This window comes from Echinicola rosea, assembly GCF_005281475.1.
In the GTDB taxonomy this organism is placed as follows: Bacteria; Bacteroidota; Bacteroidia; order Cytophagales; family Cyclobacteriaceae; genus Echinicola; species Echinicola rosea.
The window spans coordinates 2,442,626-2,459,244 of sequence record NZ_CP040106.1; the positions used below are offsets into that span (position 1 = coordinate 2,442,626).

A 16,619-nucleotide genomic window follows, 5' to 3' on the forward strand; every position below is an offset into this window, starting at 1 on the left:
TTGTATATTTTTACGTTTTTATAAAAAATCAGCAGGTTTTAGTTAATAAAAGGCCGAATTATGTTATCTTGACGTTCGGATAAGTGGTAAAATAAACCTGTCCAAGCCATGTCATCAATGTGTTATTTTTGAAATTTCAGTTGAAATTGAAACATCCGGTTTGACTCCTGAAAGGAAGTTGAAGAAATGTTGGTAGATTTGTAAATGGGATGAGGGCCTGGTCAATTTAGCCAACTGGTAAATGGGCGAAATTTTAGGTAAAAAAAGGTAATTATTAGTATATATATTGGTCAATGAATTGCTAAGTTTAACCAACTATTTAGTACAAGACCGAAAATCCTGTGTTGACCATTGCCATCAAAAAGGTGTTGTCTGCAAATAATGTTTGATGGCAAGGATGACCTATGAGGATCAAGAGTATCTACCTTTTTTGGCCAATACTAAAAATTCTTTTGGGATTATGGAAAAAGAAGTAAATCTTTTATTTTAACGAGGAGGGATATGTTGAGAGCATCGTATTCAATAGACCGAAATAACCAAAGTAAAGTAGATCAAGAAGGTTTATCCAAGACCAGAAAAGATCAAGTTATGATTTTAAAGCATAAACAGCAGGATGCAGGAACAATCTATACAGCACTTATCAATATACAGCGGCAGCATCAAGTAGGAGAACTTAGCAGCTGTCAGGCCTTTGATCAGTTGAGGTCAATTGCTTTTGGGATAGTGTCGCACGAGTCCATACTTTTTGGGAAAGCTGTTTCGGGGAAGGTGGATGGATATACTTATTTTTTTTCTGATAAACATGACCGATCAGACTTGGTTTATTGGACCCAAACCAAAAATGTGGTTAATGATCTTTTTCTCCATAATGCAGCATCAATGGATAAAGGATCGATTATTCAAGGAGATTTTACCTCGGGAGTAAAAGATTATGAAGGTTTGAAAGGAGGCTATGCTCTGATCCCTACATTTTTGGATAAAGAAACCCACAGTTTTTTGGTCTTGTTGAATGCCAATTTGTCTGACCTAGATGATTGTTGTGAAATTCTTAAGCAATTGGCAGCCACTTTTGAAATGATTTATTTATCCGAGTGTCGGCTTGGTGGTAAAGTAGAGGGGGGCAACGGTAAAAGTAAAAATGAGATTTTGGATATGTTGATGAAATATTCATCAGATGCTATCGGAGTGTTTAATGTGAATTGGTCGCCCAAGTTTCTTTCTCCTTCCTTTGAGCATCTTTTTGGGTTTACGAGAGAGCAATTGATGAATCCTTCTTTTTTTGAATGTTTCCGGAGTGAGGTGAAAGACATGAAAAAGGTGGTAATAGATGGTATAGAAAGATACCGTTTCACCAATCTTAATGCAAATAAGGAAAGGATGTGGTTAGAGAGTATTTTTGACACCTTGTATGATGATGATGGAGAAATCCAAGGGCATATGGCTATTGTGCGAAATATTTCCGAGGAAGTGAAGGGGGACAAAAAAATGTCCGAGGCTTTGGAAAAAGAAATAGCACTGAACAAAATGAAATCCCAGTTTATTTCCATCACTTCCCATGAGTTTAAAACGCCGCTTTCTACCATTAAATCAAGTATAGAAATCTGCAATATTGAGCTGCAGCGCCAACTGGAAGAGCATCCGTCTGAGCAAAAATTTAAAAAACATTTTAATCGGGTAAACAATGAGGTGGACCGGATGAACTCGTTGTTGGTCAACCTTCTGAACCTCGAAAAGATTAATCAGGGCGTAATTCAAGTCAGTTCTAAAACAAAAAAGATCAATTCATACCTCCGTTCTGTTCTGGAGGACTGGGTCGATCAAGATGCAGTTCAATTTGAAACAGCATTGCCTGACGATTTTACCCATCCCATCGATGTCAGTCTGATGAATCAGGTCATGACAAACTTGGTAGAAAATGCATTGAAATATGGCAGTAGGGAGGATGATGTGCTCGTACGGGCCAATATAGCTGAAGGTAAGCTCATCATTTCAGTAAAAGACTATGGCGATGGGATTTCCAAAGACGAACAAGAGCATCTGTTTAAACCGTTTTTTAGGGCATCAAATGCCAATAAATATGACAAGGGATCAGGGTTGGGGCTGATGATAACCAAGAAATTCATCGAACTCCAAAACGGAACGATCCATTTTGAATCTGAGGTTGGAGAAGGGACTTGCTTCTATCTTACGTTTTCGTTGACATAGCAGGTGGGCGAAAATTGTTAGATGTCGTGGTTTTCTTGTGTGCCTAGCCCGAAAAGCGAATCTAATGTGATTGTAAAAAGCATAATTTCTTTTAAAATAGGTCTTGTTTGTCCTTTTTCTGCACTATTTTAACGGTTTGTGAAATTTAACCTGATTCAAAAACATGAAAAACCTACTATTGCCCATTTTAGCCATCTGTATCTGTAGTGCCTGCTCCAAGTCCAGTCAGCAGTCCCACGAATCCGAAGGAGAAGATACTTCTCAAGTGGTCATTGATCTTCAAGATGGGTGGGTATCATTATTTAATGGGGAGAGTTTGGAGAATTGGAAGGTGAAGATTTCAAAACACGAACTCAATGATAATTATGCCAATACCTTCAGGGTAGAAGATGGCATGATGAAAGTGCGTTATGATGGTTATGAGGATTTTGACCAGCAGTATGGTCATATTTTTTATGATGAGTCTTTTTCAGCCTATTTACTTCATCTCGAATACCGGTTTGTGGGTGAGCAAGCACCGGGAGGTGAAGGTTGGGCATTGAGGAATAGTGGTGCGATGCTCCATGGTCAGTCTCCCGAAAGCATGTTAAAGGATCAGGATTTTCCGATTTCTATCGAAGGCCAGCTTCTTGGCGGTGATGGAGAGCATGATCGTACCACCAGCAACCTGTGCACCCCTGGTACTAATGTGGTGATGGACGGAGAGTTGTTTACGCCACACTGTGTAAGTTCGACCTCAAAGACCTATCATGGAGAGCAGTGGGTGACAGCTGATTTTTTAGTGTTGGCGGATTCATTGGTCCAGCATATCGTGGAGGGAGACACGGTGATGACCTATTATGATCCTCAGATTGGCGGCGGAAATGTCTCGCCTGTCGATCCGGAGGTCAAGCAGGATGGTAAATTACTTTCGGAAGGCTATATTTCCTTGCAGAGTGAGAGTCATCCTATCGATTTTCGCAAGGTGGAGTTGTTTGATCTCGCCCCTTATATGGATGATCAAGCTTCCCTTAAAGCCGTCCTTGAAGAGTTGAGGAACCGCTAAAGTGTCGTATGGAAACGAATCTCTGCTTAAACCATCGGGATGATATTGGGATAAGATAAATTATTTATTGGATTTCTTTCGCTCTTCTTCTGCCTTTTGGTTTTTGGGTTTCTTATAGAAAAACCACCAAAATATGCCCAAGACAATTACCACAAGAGGAAGTACCAAATAAATAATGATGTCTGAAGTGGTGCTTAGGTCAATCGGTTCATCCGTTCTTGGTGTTCCTGTTGGGATTTGTGCGAATACATCATTAGATAAAATGGCCATCAATCCCATCAAAATAGGAACTACTCGAAAGATTTGTTTAGTCATCTGCTCCATAGTTGTTTAAGTTTACTTAAAGTTATGGAATAGATGAGGGAAATGTAAGCGATTGAAGATTAAAAATGATTATTCTGAGAGGACTGGTGTCTGGTAAGAAGAGACGTTGTGGTATTTATGGGGCAAGCCAAAAAGTGATGTACTGGCATACTATTTTAAAAATAGCCGGTGAAAATTATTTTCACCGGCTATTGGTCTTAAAATGAAATGGCATGGTCTGCTTGGATGCTAATGCCATTCCAAGCCTTTTTAGCTGTCCAGTCTTCTTCTTGAGCTGTCCAGAAGGAATGGTCAGCAGGAAGTCCCAAAGGCAGGAAGCCCAATGTGCACAGGTAAAGGCTTCCTGTAGAGATGTATGAATCTCCCATTTCTGGTTGATGGCCACAAAATCCGATAGTCAGCCAGCCGTCTCCATCAAATGTACCCGGTGCTTCAAATTGCCTTTTGATGATTGCACTCAATGCACTGCGGACTTGTGCTCCTGAAATAGCTTCGGGCAGGATGCCCAGTAATGCCGCTTCTGCCAGTGGCTGAAAGGCTCCCACACGATAGGTGATGGACCTTCCTACTGGTGGATAGGTACCTTCTGGGGAGATCAAGCGTTCTTGTTGCTCAGCAAAACGGGTCATTCTCTTACCGACTGTCTCATAAAGTTTTTCGTAGCTCTTCTTTTTGGATGCGGCTATTTTTAGTACTTGGAGCATCATGGGCTGGATGACATAGCCGTTATAGTAGTCCATGTGGAAGTTTTGGCCATCACCATACCAACCGTCTCCTACATACCATTCGTCATGTTTTTTGACCGCAAAATCAATTCGCATAAAATCACCTCCCTCATCAACAAAGAGCAAAAAAGCATCCAACATCGCCCCAAAGAGCAGCCAGTTGTTGTAATAAGGGGGGATGGCTTCTTTCTGGTTTTTGATTTCCTGGACAAACCGTCGCTTCACTTCATCGTCCAATGGCTCCCAAAGTGCTTCTGGAGCACGCATGATACCGTGCACCAAAAATGCCCCGTCCACAAGCGGCTGGGAACCTTTGGTCCAGTTGAGGTAGTCAGGGGATTGGGGATCTACACTGTGGGCGATGCTTTTCAGCGCTTTTTCTTTGAGGTCTTTACGCATTTTTCCTTCTTCATCCGTGGATTCGGGCAGTGCAAGCCACGGAGCCACGCCGGCGAGTGTTCTCCCTAATGCCTCTAGGTGAGTGACGTTTTCACGACCTCTGTAGGCTTTAGGAGGGGTTTCCACGGGCATGGTCGCACGCAGTTTCCCTTGGCTCATCTGGGTGAGCATAGGAGAGGCGATTTTATATAAAGTCTTTGCCCAATAGCTTCTCGTATTGGCGTTTTCTGGAGCTGCCGAGGCGGTGTTTGCGGACAGGGTGTTTGGCAAAACACCAATGGCTCCTACTGCTGGAATGTATTTTACAAAAGATCGTCTATTCATAATGTACGGTTTTAATATCGCTTAAAATTAGTCTGATTGCACTAATTTACAAGTAGGTTCTTGGGATCGATGGTTATTTTGCCATGATCGGTTCTGGGTGAGTGTCAGGATCAAAAGGATCATGGTAGTAAATTCCTGCTTTTTGATAAAGTGGTAGGTGCTTTTTCAGTCTGGCAGAGAAGCCTTCAAAATCTTTTTGCTCTTCGGATGTCCAGGTGATTTCAGCAAGTGCTGCCAGTCTCGGAAAGGTCAAGTAGTCCAATCGATCTTCATCAGTGACCGTCTCTGTCCATAAGTTAGCCTGAAATCCTAAAACCAAAGGTTTTTTGGAGTCGGGAATGTTTAGTTTTGATAGGCTAAAATCATAGACCCGTTGGACAGGGTTGAATTTGCCGCCCCATTTTCTACCATAGCGGTCATTTTCTTGCTGAACAAAATCAAAGTATAGTGGTATTCTCGGACAGATGACGGTGGGGATATCATTGTCCAAGAGTTTTTGGAGCTGCTGAGGCTGGTCGTGCCGCCACCATAGCAAGATGCTTTGGCCCGTAGGTAGGCCGGCTTCGGCCATTTCGTCCCAAGCAAGAATGGTATTGTCGAGTGAAAAAAGCGAGTCTGCCATTCGTTTCATAAAGTAATCTTCCACTGCCTTTAGATCTTTCAATTGCTGGGAGGCCATCAATTGTTTTACTTGCGGGTCATTTTTCCACTGTTGGTTGCCGAAGCTTACTTCGTCTCCCCCTAGATGGATCATCTGAGCGGGAAAAAGCGCATCGACTTCCCGAAGAATATCCGTCAGATACTGATAGGTGCCCTCTTTAGCAGGATGGAAAGTGAATTCTGGGTATTTTACCGATCCACCACCACTAAATTCAGGGTAAGCTTTGTTGGCGGCAGTGGCATGTCCCGGCATGTCGATCTCGGGAATGATATCGATTTTTCGTTCTGCTGCATAGCGCACGATCTCTTGGATTTGTGCTTGGCTGTAGTACTGGGCAGGAGCTAAGGGATCGCTATTATTGCCTATTCCGCCAATCAGCGCCAACCTAGGGTATTTTTTGATGGCTATTCTCCATCCTTGTGCATCGGTAAGGTGCCAATGGAATTTATTGAGCTTATAAAAGGCCATCCAGTCAAGGAGGGATTTTACTTTTTCCACCCCAAAAAAATGCCTAGACTCATCCAGCATGAATCCCCTCCAAGCGTATGCCGGGGTATCTTGGATTTTCCAAGTGGGAATGGCCAGCTGGTGTTGGGAAGGCTCCGCTTGGTCGATCAATTGCAGCAGCGAGATAATGCCTTGGAATATGCCGGTTTCGGTTGCTGCAGTGATAGTGACCCCGGTGGACTGGTCGATATACAGTCTGTAACCTTCCTGAGTAGTTTTCCTTAGGATCAAACTGATACCAGGTGCCGTGGCTTCGGATGATTGTATGCTAATGGGGAATGATTTTCTCCCTAGGAGTTCTTTTTGCAGAAAATAAGCCTCCTCTTTCAGAAGATCATTTGTGTAGTGGATTTTAGTATTGGAAGTGATAGGGAAAAAAGATGCACCTCCTTCATAAGCACTGGGGAGCGGAATGATCGCAGGGCTGCTTTGGCCGAAGCAAACCAAAGAGGAGAAGTATGCAGCAAAAAGGAGAATGTAAATTTTCATGGCTATGGCAATTGAGGGGGAGAAATACGACCAGTGCTAAAGTAGTAGTGGGAGAAAACAAAAAATGCTGACAAGTCAAGTGTTTACTGATTGTCAGCATTTTTGAGTACTGGGTTACTCAGTTAAGAAACCAGTCTTGGTAGCGCTTCAATGCTTCGATATAATAGTAGTCGGCATAGGTCAATGGTACATCTACCTCAGAATTGTGAGGCAGGGAGCCCACACTATGCAGTAAGATAAAGCCTCCATTTTGGCCGAGCTTTGCACGGTATTTATCGGAAGACAGGCTGAGGATCGTTTTTTCAGCGGCATCTATGTATTTTTCTGATTTTGCTTTATCCTCCGTGTATCTGCTCAGTTCTAGGAGTGCGGATGCATTGAGTGCTGCTGCAGATGCATCCCTATAAGTGGAGTCAGTAGCAGGCGCATCATAATCCCAGTAAGGAACCATGTCTTCTGGCATGTTGGGATGATCAAGGATAAAGGCTGCGATATTTTCAGCTTGGTCGAGATAGGCAGGGTCTTTGGTATCACGATACATGACAATGTATCCGTAAAGTCCCCAAGATTGTCCGCGGGCCCAAGCGGAATTGTCTGCCTTGCCTTGGTGGGTTTTCTTTTCGACCACTTTTCCGGTTGTAGGGTCATAATCTACTACATGGAAGGAGCTATAATCATCCCGGAAATGGTTTTTCATGGTGCTGTCGGCGTGGGAAATATTGATGTTGCGGTATTTGTCATCACCAGAAACCTCGGACGCCCAAAAAAGAAATTCCAAGTTCATCATATTATCGATGATTACCGGGTAGTTCCATTTGCCGTGATCCCAGGATTTGATCAGTCCCGTTTCTGGGTGGAAGCGGGTGGCCAATGATTCGGCACCTTGTAGCATTACCGCTTTATAATGCTCGTTTCCCGTGATCCTGTAGGCATTTCCGAAGCTGCAGAATAACATAAAGCCCAGGTCATGGGTGCCTGTGTTGTCTTTTTCTTTCTCCAAGATATCCAATTTCTGCTCGGCCAGCTCCAGCATGCTGGAATCCCCCGATAGCTCATAGAGGTACAGCAAAGTGCCCGGATAGAAACCTGAAGTCCACCAGCTGGTGCCGGAAGGGACGGATTTGTCTTCATCTTTAAGGTAAGTCCTCGGTAGCTTGTCTTCCGGTACCTGTGTACTTAGGTGTTGGTATTGCTTGACGGAAAATGCTACGTTTTCCTCAATAAATTCCTGGGTAATGGCTGTTTCATTTGATACCTTTTCTTTTTCCTTTTGCTTGGACTGACTACAAGCACTTGCCAAAAAGCCCACCGCCAAGAGAGAAAAGGTTATTTTGTAATGTAGTTTCATGAGTGTTTGATTGTTAAAATCTTAATAAAGCTATTTTTTTAATGTTTCACAGGTGTATAGAGCTGATTTTTGTTAAAAAGACCACTTGTAAATCCATATTTTTTATAAAGTTGTTGCTGGAAATTGCTCCTATTGTCATGCCAATATATTAAAATAAAGTAGAAATTATTGCCTTTAAGTTTTGATTAGTTTCATTTTTGTTAGTAAATAGTAAGATATTGAAAATATAATATCAGTTCTGTGCAGAAACTGGTCATTTCTTTTTGTGTAGAGAGTGCCGCATAAAATGCTTGACCTGCCATAGTCAAGATAGGATAAAAATCGGTAAAGCAGATAATGTCATGATAGCAAAGACCCAGAATTTAGAGAAAGCTTGGAGTGCGTTTTTGGAAGGAGATGATGAGGCGTTGGGCTTTATTTATGCTGAAAACATAGACAGGCTTTATAATTATGGGCGGCAGTTTACCAGGAACAAATCATTGGTAAAGGATACGATCCAGGATGTATTCTGTCAGTTGATCGATGATCGTAAAAAGCTGCGGCATGCCCACTCCGTGAAGGCATACTTAATGGCTTGCTTTCGCAGGAGATTAATGGGTGCATTGAAACAAGAGCGTAGGGATGTCGATGCCGTATTGGACGACGAAGCTTTTTTTATTTCAGTGGATGCCACTTCTTATTTTATCGATTCCAATTTGTCGATGAACCAAAAGAAACTTCTGGAGCAGTACTGCAATGAGCTTCCTGTGCGGCAGCGAGAGATTATCATGATGAGGTTTTTCGAGAACATGCCTTATGAGGAAATTGCCGAAGTGATGGGGCTTGCCAATGCCAAGACCGTTAGAACTATGATGTATAGGGGACTAAACAAACTTTCGGATTCCCTGACTCCTTATAAATCCCAGCTCTTACAAGCACTGATCATAATGGAACTGATGAGGTGATGTGCCGGCGTGAGAATCTCCCCACTTTTTCTTAACAAAACGGCATTGAAACGGAGTTAAAACACAGCTCGCCGATTCCACAGTCCAGCTGTCGGAATTAAATTTTTCCCCACCCCTTAGTGTCTTTGCGCCTTCGTGGCCCTGTTTTTATTGCCACAAAGACCCAAGGTCACCAAGAAGACCTTGGTTTACTTTTTCTATTTTTTGGCATCCAAGCTATTTCCCAATGTAAAAAGCAAGGTGTACTATGGAAATAATAATCCAAGTCCCTGATTCCACAGTCCAGCTGTCGGAATTAAATTTTTCCCCACCCCTTAGTGTCTTTGCGCCTTCGTGGCACCTGTTTTTATTGCCACAAAGACCCAAGGTCACTAAGAAGACCTTGGTTTACTTTTTCTATTTTTTGCATCCAGGCTTATTTCCCAATGTAAAAAGCAAGGTGTACTATGGAAATAATAATCCAAGTCCCTGATTCAGAAGACCTTGGTTTACTTTTTCTATTTTTTGGCATCCAAGCTATTTCCCAATGTAAAAAGCAAGGTGTACTATGGAAATAATAATCCAAGCCCCTGATTCCACAGCCCAGCTGTCGAAATTAGATTTTTTTCCACCCCTTAGTGTCTTTGCGCCTTCGTGGCACCTGTTTTTATTGCCACAAAGACCCAAGGTCACTAAGAAGACCTTGGTTTACTTTTTCTATTTTTTGGCATCCAGGCTTAGCTCCCAACGTAAAAAGCAAGGTGTACTATGGAAATAATAATCCAAGCCCCTGATTCCACAGCCCAGCTGTCTGAATTAAATTTTTTTCCCACCCCTTAGTGTCTTTGCACCTTCGTGGCACCTGTTTTTATTGCCACAAAGACCCAAGGTCACCAAGAAGACCTTGGTTTACTTTTTCTATTTTTTGGCATCCAAGCTTATTACCCAATGTAAAAAGCAAGGTGTACTATGGAAATAATAATCCAAGTCCCTGATTCCACAGCCCAGCTGTCTGAATTAAATTTTTTCCCCACCCCTTAGTGTCTTTGCGCCTTCGTGGCACCTGTTTTTATTGCCACAAAGACACAAGGTCACCAAGAAGACTTTGGTTTACTTTTTCTATTTTTTGGCATCCAAGCTTATTACCCAATGTAAAAAGCAAGGTGTACTATGGAGATAGTAATCCAAGCCCCTGATTCCACAGTCCAGCTGTCGGAATTAAATTTTTCCCCACCCCTTAGTGCCTTTGCGCCTTCGTGGCACCTATTGTTTTGACTTAAAGCCACTTTGAAAACTTCAATGATTATAGGCAATTAGGCCATTTGACCATTGCGTAATACCTAGTATTCAGAATTTTTTGAAAAAAAATAGAAAAAGGAGTGGTCGTTTCACCTGTTCTTCCCTCTACCCTCAAAAGAACCTACCATAAGGTATTGTAATAAATGGATTTCAAAAGCAATGTTTTTAGGGAGCTGTTGGAGGATGAGTATTTCATCCAATGGCTAATTTCGCCTGATCAAGCGTCGGACAAGTATTGGCAATCCTGGATGGTAAATAATCCAGACAAAGCAGCTGTTTTGAGAGACATCAAGGCAGTGGTCAACGCGATAGAGCCGAAGCACATCCACCGGCTGCGAAGTGGTGAAAAAGACGATATACTAGGGCACATCAAGCAGTATGCCGATCAGAAGCGTCGGCAGGAGTCTGCCTGGGACAGGATCAAGACAAAACCAAGAAGAAGGACCAACGCCGTACTAATGGCTGCGTGTATGGTCATTTTGGGTATTCTTACAGCCAATTATTTTGGCGTTTTCGATCCGATAACGATACAAGAAGAGCAGCCAGCCCAGGAGCGGATGGTCGTAAAGCAGACCACCAAAGGCACCAAGTCAAGTTTTTACTTGCCAGATGGCACATTGGTAAAGCTGAATTCCAGCAGCTCGCTAGAATTTCCGGTTGTTTTTTCAGACACGCTACGAAAAGTAAAACTTGTGGGGCAGGCATTTTTTGAAGTGACCAGAAATGAAGCGGCACCTTTTATTGTGGAGGCAGATCAGGTGGATGTCCAAGTGCTAGGGACATCTTTTGATGTCCTGAGTGATCCGGCAGGGGAGTGTTTTGAAGTGGCAGTGGCCTCTGGGAAGGTAAAAGTCAATTCATATACAGGCAATCAAGAAATCCTTACCAAAACACAAATGACCCGATTGGATGTAAACAGTGGCGAATTGATCACCAGCCATTTTGACCCCATATTTAAGTTTGGCTGGAAGGACGGGATTCTGGTATTCGAAGACGAGACTTTTGAGGAAGTCTTTGAGCGGTTGGAGAATTGGTATGGGGTCACGATTACGGTACCACCAAACATGGCCATTGGTAAGTCCTACACGGGTAAATATGATAATCAGTCCCTTGAAAATGTCCTGCTAGGAATATCAACTGTTCTTGATTTTCAATTTAGAATCGATGGCAAGCAGGTAGAAATAATGCGCTAAAAACGAATCAAACGGTAACCCAAAATTGAATGAATGTAAACCATAACCAAAGAAAAATGAAAACACACCTACTTTCTAAAATGAAATATGTAGGGATATTCGTCATGACTATGCTCATAAGTCTTGGCGATATTTCTGCCCATCAATATGCGCTTGCCAATTCCTCTTGGAAAAGGCATCAGAAGCTGGCAGACGTAAAAGTCTCGTTAAATATGAAAAATGCCAGTTTGCTCCAAGTGCTCAAGGAAATTGAGTCTTCGACCACGTTCCACATAGCATTTATTGAGGAGGAGCTTTCTGACGAGAAGGGTATTTCCCTCAACGTATCTGGCAAATCTTTGCTGCATGTTTTGGAAGAGTTGTCACGGGATCATAATGTCCGGTTTACCCAAGTGAACAATACCATTCATGTCTCCACAAAAAATGCTCCCCTTCCCCAAGAAGTCCTTGAAGAAAGGAATATCTCAGGGAAGGTGCTGGATGAAGAAGGGATTCCTATTCCCGGCGTCAATGTAATCGTCAAAGGTACCAAAAGAGTAACCGTGACAGATCTGGATGGGGTGTTTTCATTTGATGATATAGCAGATGATGCTGTGTTGGTGTTTTCTTTTATAGGTTTTGAGTCACAAGAGATTTCGGTAGCCAATAAGGAAACGATATCGGTGACGCTGCTGGAGGATTTGGGAGATCTCGAAGAAGTAGTGGTCGTGGGCTATGGTACTCAGAAAAAAGCCAATCTTACAGGAGCTGTATCCACCGTGGAAGCAAAGGCTTTGGAAAACCGTCCGGTTACCAATGTGGCCAATGCCCTTCAAGGAACCACACCAGGCCTAAACATTACCAGGACTGGTGGACAGCCGGGAAATGAAAATGTGGGTATCCAGGTAAGGGGAGTTACTTCTGCCAATGGTGCTGTGGATCCGTTGCTGATGGTGGATGGAGTGCCTTCACCTTTGTTTACCTTGCAGACGATAAACCCAAATGATATTGAATCAGTGACGGTGCTGAAGGATGCTGCTGCCGCCGCCATTTATGGTGCCCAAGCTGCAGGTGGGGTGATTTTGGTGAAGACCAAAGCCGGGAAAACAGGAAAGACCACTTTCGAATATAGTAATCAGTTTGGTACTGAGTGGGCTTTAAATGTTCCGGAAAGGCTTTCCTTGTTGGATGAAGCCCTTTATTCCAATTTGGCCAGAGCCAATGCTGGCTTGGGGCCGGAGTATAATGACCAGGCACTTCAATATATCCGTGACGGAGTAGAGTTTGTTCCAAGCGAAACCAACGAAAACAGGTGGGTGACCTATAACCAGCAAAGTATCCGAGAACAAGTCTTGCGAAAGACTTCTCCTATGCAGACCCATAACCTAAGTGCCAGAGGTGGTTCGGAAAGTGTTAATTATTTGGTTTCTCTCGGGTATTACGATAAGAAGGGTGTATTTAAAATTGGCCCAGACAGCTTCGAGAGGTACAATGCCCGGTTTAACTTGGGGGCTAAATTGACCAAACACCTTTCCATTGATTCAAGGATTTCATATGCAAATCATTACACCGAGGCACCTTCCATAGGAGCGAGCGGATACGGTTTGCTTCAGCAAGTGTATCAAGCACGTCAACGGTTTCCAGTTTTTATGCCAGATGGCCGCCTTTTTGGTGGAGCGGGTACTTCTGGAAACAATACCTACGCTTACCTTTCACAAGGGGGCTATAACAATACCCAGAGAAATGATTTTGACGGTGTCTTTACGGGGACATTAAAAGATGTGGTCAAAGGCCTTACCATCCGGTCGATTTTTGGACGACAGTATAGGAGGGCCGACAGGGAGCGCTTTGCCAGGACAGTGGATTTATGGGATCGTGGTGGAGATAGCCCTGCTTATATCCTCAATAATCCAAATGCCTATGAGCTGACCCAGGACAATACCATTAACACAAGTTTCCAGATGTTGGTGGATTATGACCTGACCGTCGCGGAGAAACATGTCTTCCATGTTTTGGCGGGTTACCAGTGGGAAGACTACAGGTGGACAAGACTGTATTCCCGGGCGACCAATTTGATCAATAACGATCTGCCTACGCTCAACCTCGGTGATGATAATACCAAGGTGACCAATCAGTCCATTAGTACCTATGCAAACCAATCGGTTTTTGGCCGGATAAACTACAGCTTTGACGAGCGTTTCCTTTTTGAGGGGACTATCAGGATGGATGAAAGTTCGCGATTGGCACCGGGACTGCGCACGAAGGTGTTTCCTGCGGCTTCGGTGGGGTGGAATATGCACCGGGAAGACTTTTTTGCAGATGCGCTGCCGTTCTTTAGCGAATTTAAGTTGAGAGGGTCTTGGGGACAGCTAGGAAGTGCCTTGGGGGGCGATATCATCGGTTATTATGATTATCTAAATGTACTTTCCAGAGGCTCAGGTCTGATCATGGGCAGTGACGAAACGCGGTCCACTTATTTTTATCAGTCTTCGGTGCCTTCTTCTGAGCTTTCATGGGAAACCATCGAAACCTGGAATGGCGGTGTAGATCTAGGCTTGTTAGAGAATAAGCTTCAAATGAGCTTTGATTATTATGTCAAGCACAACAGGAATATGCTTACCCCGCTTCAGTTGCCAGGGACTTTTGGTGTGGGCACACCCAAAATCAATAATGGCGTATTAAAATCCTGGGGATGGGAGCTGGCGGTCAATTATCGTGATCGGGTAAGTGAAGATTTTAATTATAATATTGGTTTTAACATCAGTGACAATCAGAATGAGTTGATAGAATATTCAGGAAGAAATGTAGTGGGGGCAGGAAATAACAATATCATTGAGGGATTTCCATTGAATACGATTTGGGGATATGAGACTGCACCGGGTTACTTCACCTCGGCGGATCAGGTAGATGCCGCTCCATTCCAAGACAACAGAACAGGTCCAGGTGATATTCAATATGTCAACCAAGACGGAGATGACCGCATTACAGTGGGGCGGGGAACCACCGATGACGCAGGAGATCTGGTGCTCTTGGGCACAAACCAGCAGCGTTATCTATTTGGGATGACCGCCTCTGCCCAGTGGAAAAACCTTGACTTTTCTGTTTTCTTCCAAGGGGTGGGAAAAAGAAGCTTCATGCCTACCCGTGACATGATCATGCCACTCAGTCAAAGTTGGTTTATGCCGATGAAGCATCACCAGAATTATTGGACACCAGAAAATCAAAATGCCGATTTTCCAAGACCTTTTTTGAACGGGCATCATAACTACCTTCCCTCTGACAGATGGGTGCTGGACGGGAGTTATATCCGGCTGAAGAATTTCCAAGTAGGCTATTCGCTGCCGGCAGCACTGGTAAGCAAGGTAAAGGTAAACCGGGCCAGGGTGTTTGTTACAGGTCAAGACGTATTGACTTTTACGAGAATGGGCGTCTTTAACGGAGTCTTTGATCCAGAAAACTCCAATAACGTCCGTGCGGACTATCCATTCTTTGGCACCTTGGCGATAGGCTTGAACCTTTCCTTTTAACCACGATCACGAAATTAAAACTCAAGAAAATGAAGTATAACATAAAAAATATAGCTGCAATCTTGCTGGTGCTCCTTGTGGGCATCACCAGTTGTGATGTCGATAGGCTTCCCGAAACCCAATTGAGCGACCCGGCGTTTTGGAGAAATGAAAACGACCTCAAATTAGCTTCCAATTACCTATACACGTATCTCCCTTCCATTCCGGTGACCTCGGACGTATGGTCGGATGATGCCTTTGGGACATCTGCAAACAGTATCAGTGATGGTACCCGTATAGCACCGGCTACGGATGGAAATTACAATAATGCCTATTCCCTGATCAGAGCGGCAAACAACATCATCGAAAAGGCACCTAGGGCGATTGAAAATGGTGTGGATCCCCAAGTGGTGGACCGGTATTTGGCAGAGGCCAAGTTTTTTAGGGCTTGGGCTTATTTTAGATTGGTCAAGCGGTATGGTGATGTGCCGTTGATTTTGACGACGCTTTCTGAGGATGCAGAGGAGCTATATGCACCTGCAGCTCTCCGAGCGGAAGTGTTAGAAGTCGTGTACGATGACCTTGATGAAGGTGCCCAATACCTTCCGGCACCGTCTGAGCTTGCCAGCGGAGATTATGGACGCCTCACCAATACCGCTGCATTGGCTTTTAAATCCCGCGTGGCCTTGTTTGAAGGAACCAGGGCCAAATACCATGGCTATGGAGACCCCGAATTTCATCTTACTTTGGCCAAAGAAGCCGCAGAGGCTTGTATGAATGCTGGAGAGCACGCATTGTTGAATGTTTATTTTGACATTTTCCAGTATGAAGGAGAGGGACCGGGAAATAAAGAGAATATTTTGGTGAAGCAATATGGGGTAAATGTTTCCGAATCGATCGTGAGCCATACTACGCAGAGAACCTTGGAAACAGGCGCTGCCAATCCTACCAAAGCTTTAGCGGATGCCTACCTTATGGAAGATGGGTTGCCAACGGACAAATCGCCCCTTTATGCTACTCCGGAAAGTATTTTGGAAGTTTTTGAAAATAGAGACCCCAGGATGTTGGATACTTTCTTCAAGGAAGGTGATGAGTATATCGGTACACAGCCGGTGTTTAATGTGCCCAACCTTTCATTCCAGCGTACCGGTTTTGCCAATAGACGGTATGCTAATCTGACGGATTGGCAAAATAGCCGTTCTTACATTGATTATACCATTATTCGATATGCAGAAGTACTGTTGAATTATGCAGAGGCTACGTATGAACTGAATGGAAACATTACGGATGAAGAGCTGAATAGCAGCATAAACCTCCTCAGGCAACGGGCCGGGGTCGCTCAGATCAGCAATTCCTTTGTCAATGCAAATGGGCTGGACATGTTAGAGGAAATCCGTAGGGAAAGAAGGGTAGAGCTTGCCTTAGAAGGGTTCCGCTATTGGGACTTGATCCGCTGGAAGACGGCTGAAGATATTTTGCCTCGGACAGTTTTGGGCAACTATTATTTCGATGAATATGGTACCGATGTGACCCCGAATGTGAACGAAGACAATATCATCGTATTGCAGGAAGCAGAAAACAGGAGTTTTGACCCCGATAGGGATTATCTATGGCCTTTGCCTATCAATGAACTGGGGCTTAATCCGGCATTGGAGCAAAATCCAAATTGGTAAAATAGGTTGAAAGGAGGAC

General features: G+C 43.7%; 10 protein-coding genes. 6 read left to right on the forward strand and 4 right to left on the reverse strand.

Annotation, left to right across the window (positions count from 1 at the left end; genetic code table 11):
- Positions 1-501: 501 nt before the first annotated feature.
- Together FDP09_RS09815 and FDP09_RS09820 are read left to right on the forward strand one after the other, a co-directional pair.
- Positions 502-2,205 (forward strand): PAS domain-containing sensor histidine kinase, encoded by a 1,704-nt coding sequence (locus FDP09_RS09815; protein ID WP_137402498.1) that lies wholly within the window; start codon positions 502-504, stop codon positions 2,203-2,205.
- A 163-nt stretch (positions 2,206-2,368) separates the two neighbouring features.
- Entirely contained in the window at positions 2,369-3,250 is an 882-nt protein-coding gene (locus FDP09_RS09820) for a 3-keto-disaccharide hydrolase (protein ID WP_137402499.1), read from the forward strand.
- Between the two features lie 60 nt (positions 3,251-3,310).
- Here FDP09_RS09820 and FDP09_RS09825 read toward each other — a convergent pair whose 3' ends face one another.
- The 4 genes from FDP09_RS09825 to FDP09_RS09840 form a co-directional block, all read right to left on the reverse strand.
- Positions 3,311-3,565, reverse strand: coding sequence for a hypothetical protein (locus FDP09_RS09825; protein WP_222840320.1), 255 nt, complete (start codon positions 3,563-3,565; stop codon positions 3,311-3,313).
- 206 nt (positions 3,566-3,771) lie between these two features.
- Positions 3,772-5,022 (reverse strand): DUF2264 domain-containing protein, encoded by a 1,251-nt coding sequence (locus FDP09_RS09830; protein WP_137402500.1) that lies wholly within the window; start codon positions 5,020-5,022, stop codon positions 3,772-3,774.
- Between the two features lie 73 nt (positions 5,023-5,095).
- Positions 5,096-6,679, reverse strand: a complete 1,584-nt coding sequence (locus FDP09_RS09835; protein ID WP_137402501.1) for a beta-N-acetylhexosaminidase — start codon at positions 6,677-6,679, stop codon at positions 5,096-5,098.
- A 118-nt stretch (positions 6,680-6,797) separates the two neighbouring features.
- Complete coding sequence (locus FDP09_RS09840; protein WP_137402502.1) at positions 6,798-8,027, reverse strand: glycoside hydrolase family 88 protein; 1,230 nt, start codon at positions 8,025-8,027, stop codon at positions 6,798-6,800.
- Positions 8,028-8,368: 341 nt separating this feature from the next.
- Between FDP09_RS09840 and FDP09_RS09845 the strand changes: the two genes are divergently transcribed.
- From FDP09_RS09845 to FDP09_RS09860, 4 genes are all read left to right on the forward strand, one after another.
- Complete coding sequence (locus FDP09_RS09845; RefSeq protein ID WP_137402503.1) at positions 8,369-8,971, forward strand: RNA polymerase sigma factor; 603 nt, start codon at positions 8,369-8,371, stop codon at positions 8,969-8,971.
- Positions 8,972-10,392: 1,421 nt separating this feature from the next.
- Positions 10,393-11,442 carry a FecR family protein gene (locus FDP09_RS09850; RefSeq protein ID WP_137402504.1) on the forward strand — a complete coding sequence of 350 codons (1,050 nt, stop codon included), beginning with the start codon at positions 10,393-10,395 and terminating at the stop codon, positions 11,440-11,442.
- 56 nt (positions 11,443-11,498) lie between these two features.
- Complete coding sequence (locus FDP09_RS09855) at positions 11,499-14,948, forward strand: SusC/RagA family TonB-linked outer membrane protein (RefSeq protein WP_137402505.1); 3,450 nt, start codon at positions 11,499-11,501, stop codon at positions 14,946-14,948.
- Positions 14,949-14,977: 29 nt separating this feature from the next.
- The gene (locus tag FDP09_RS09860) at positions 14,978-16,600 is read left to right on the forward strand and encodes a RagB/SusD family nutrient uptake outer membrane protein (RefSeq protein ID WP_137402506.1); all 1,623 of its coding nucleotides are present in this window, start codon (positions 14,978-14,980) and stop codon (positions 16,598-16,600) included.
- The last annotated feature ends 19 nt before the right edge of the window (positions 16,601-16,619 follow it).

What these genes read in the sequence shown, in the direction of transcription:
- FDP09_RS09815 (WP_137402498.1), top strand. Translation starts at nt 502, where the DNA reads ATGTTGAGAGCATCGTATTCAATAGACCGAAATAACCAAAGTAAAGTA.
- FDP09_RS09820 (WP_137402499.1), top strand. Translation starts at nt 2,369, where the DNA reads ATGAAAAACCTACTATTGCCCATTTTAGCCATCTGTATCTGTAGTGCC.
- FDP09_RS09825 (WP_222840320.1), bottom strand. Translation starts at nt 3,565, where the DNA reads ATGACTAAACAAATCTTTCGAGTAGTTCCTATTTTGATGGGATTGATG.
- FDP09_RS09830 (WP_137402500.1), bottom strand. Translation starts at nt 5,022, where the DNA reads ATGAATAGACGATCTTTTGTAAAATACATTCCAGCAGTAGGAGCCATT.
- FDP09_RS09835 (WP_137402501.1), bottom strand. Translation starts at nt 6,679, where the DNA reads ATGAAAATTTACATTCTCCTTTTTGCTGCATACTTCTCCTCTTTGGTT.
- FDP09_RS09840 (WP_137402502.1), bottom strand. Translation starts at nt 8,027, where the DNA reads ATGAAACTACATTACAAAATAACCTTTTCTCTCTTGGCGGTGGGCTTT.
- FDP09_RS09845 (WP_137402503.1), top strand. Translation starts at nt 8,369, where the DNA reads ATGATAGCAAAGACCCAGAATTTAGAGAAAGCTTGGAGTGCGTTTTTG.
- FDP09_RS09850 (WP_137402504.1), top strand. Translation starts at nt 10,393, where the DNA reads ATGGATTTCAAAAGCAATGTTTTTAGGGAGCTGTTGGAGGATGAGTAT.
- FDP09_RS09855 (WP_137402505.1), top strand. Translation starts at nt 11,499, where the DNA reads ATGAAAACACACCTACTTTCTAAAATGAAATATGTAGGGATATTCGTC.
- FDP09_RS09860 (WP_137402506.1), top strand. Translation starts at nt 14,978, where the DNA reads ATGAAGTATAACATAAAAAATATAGCTGCAATCTTGCTGGTGCTCCTT.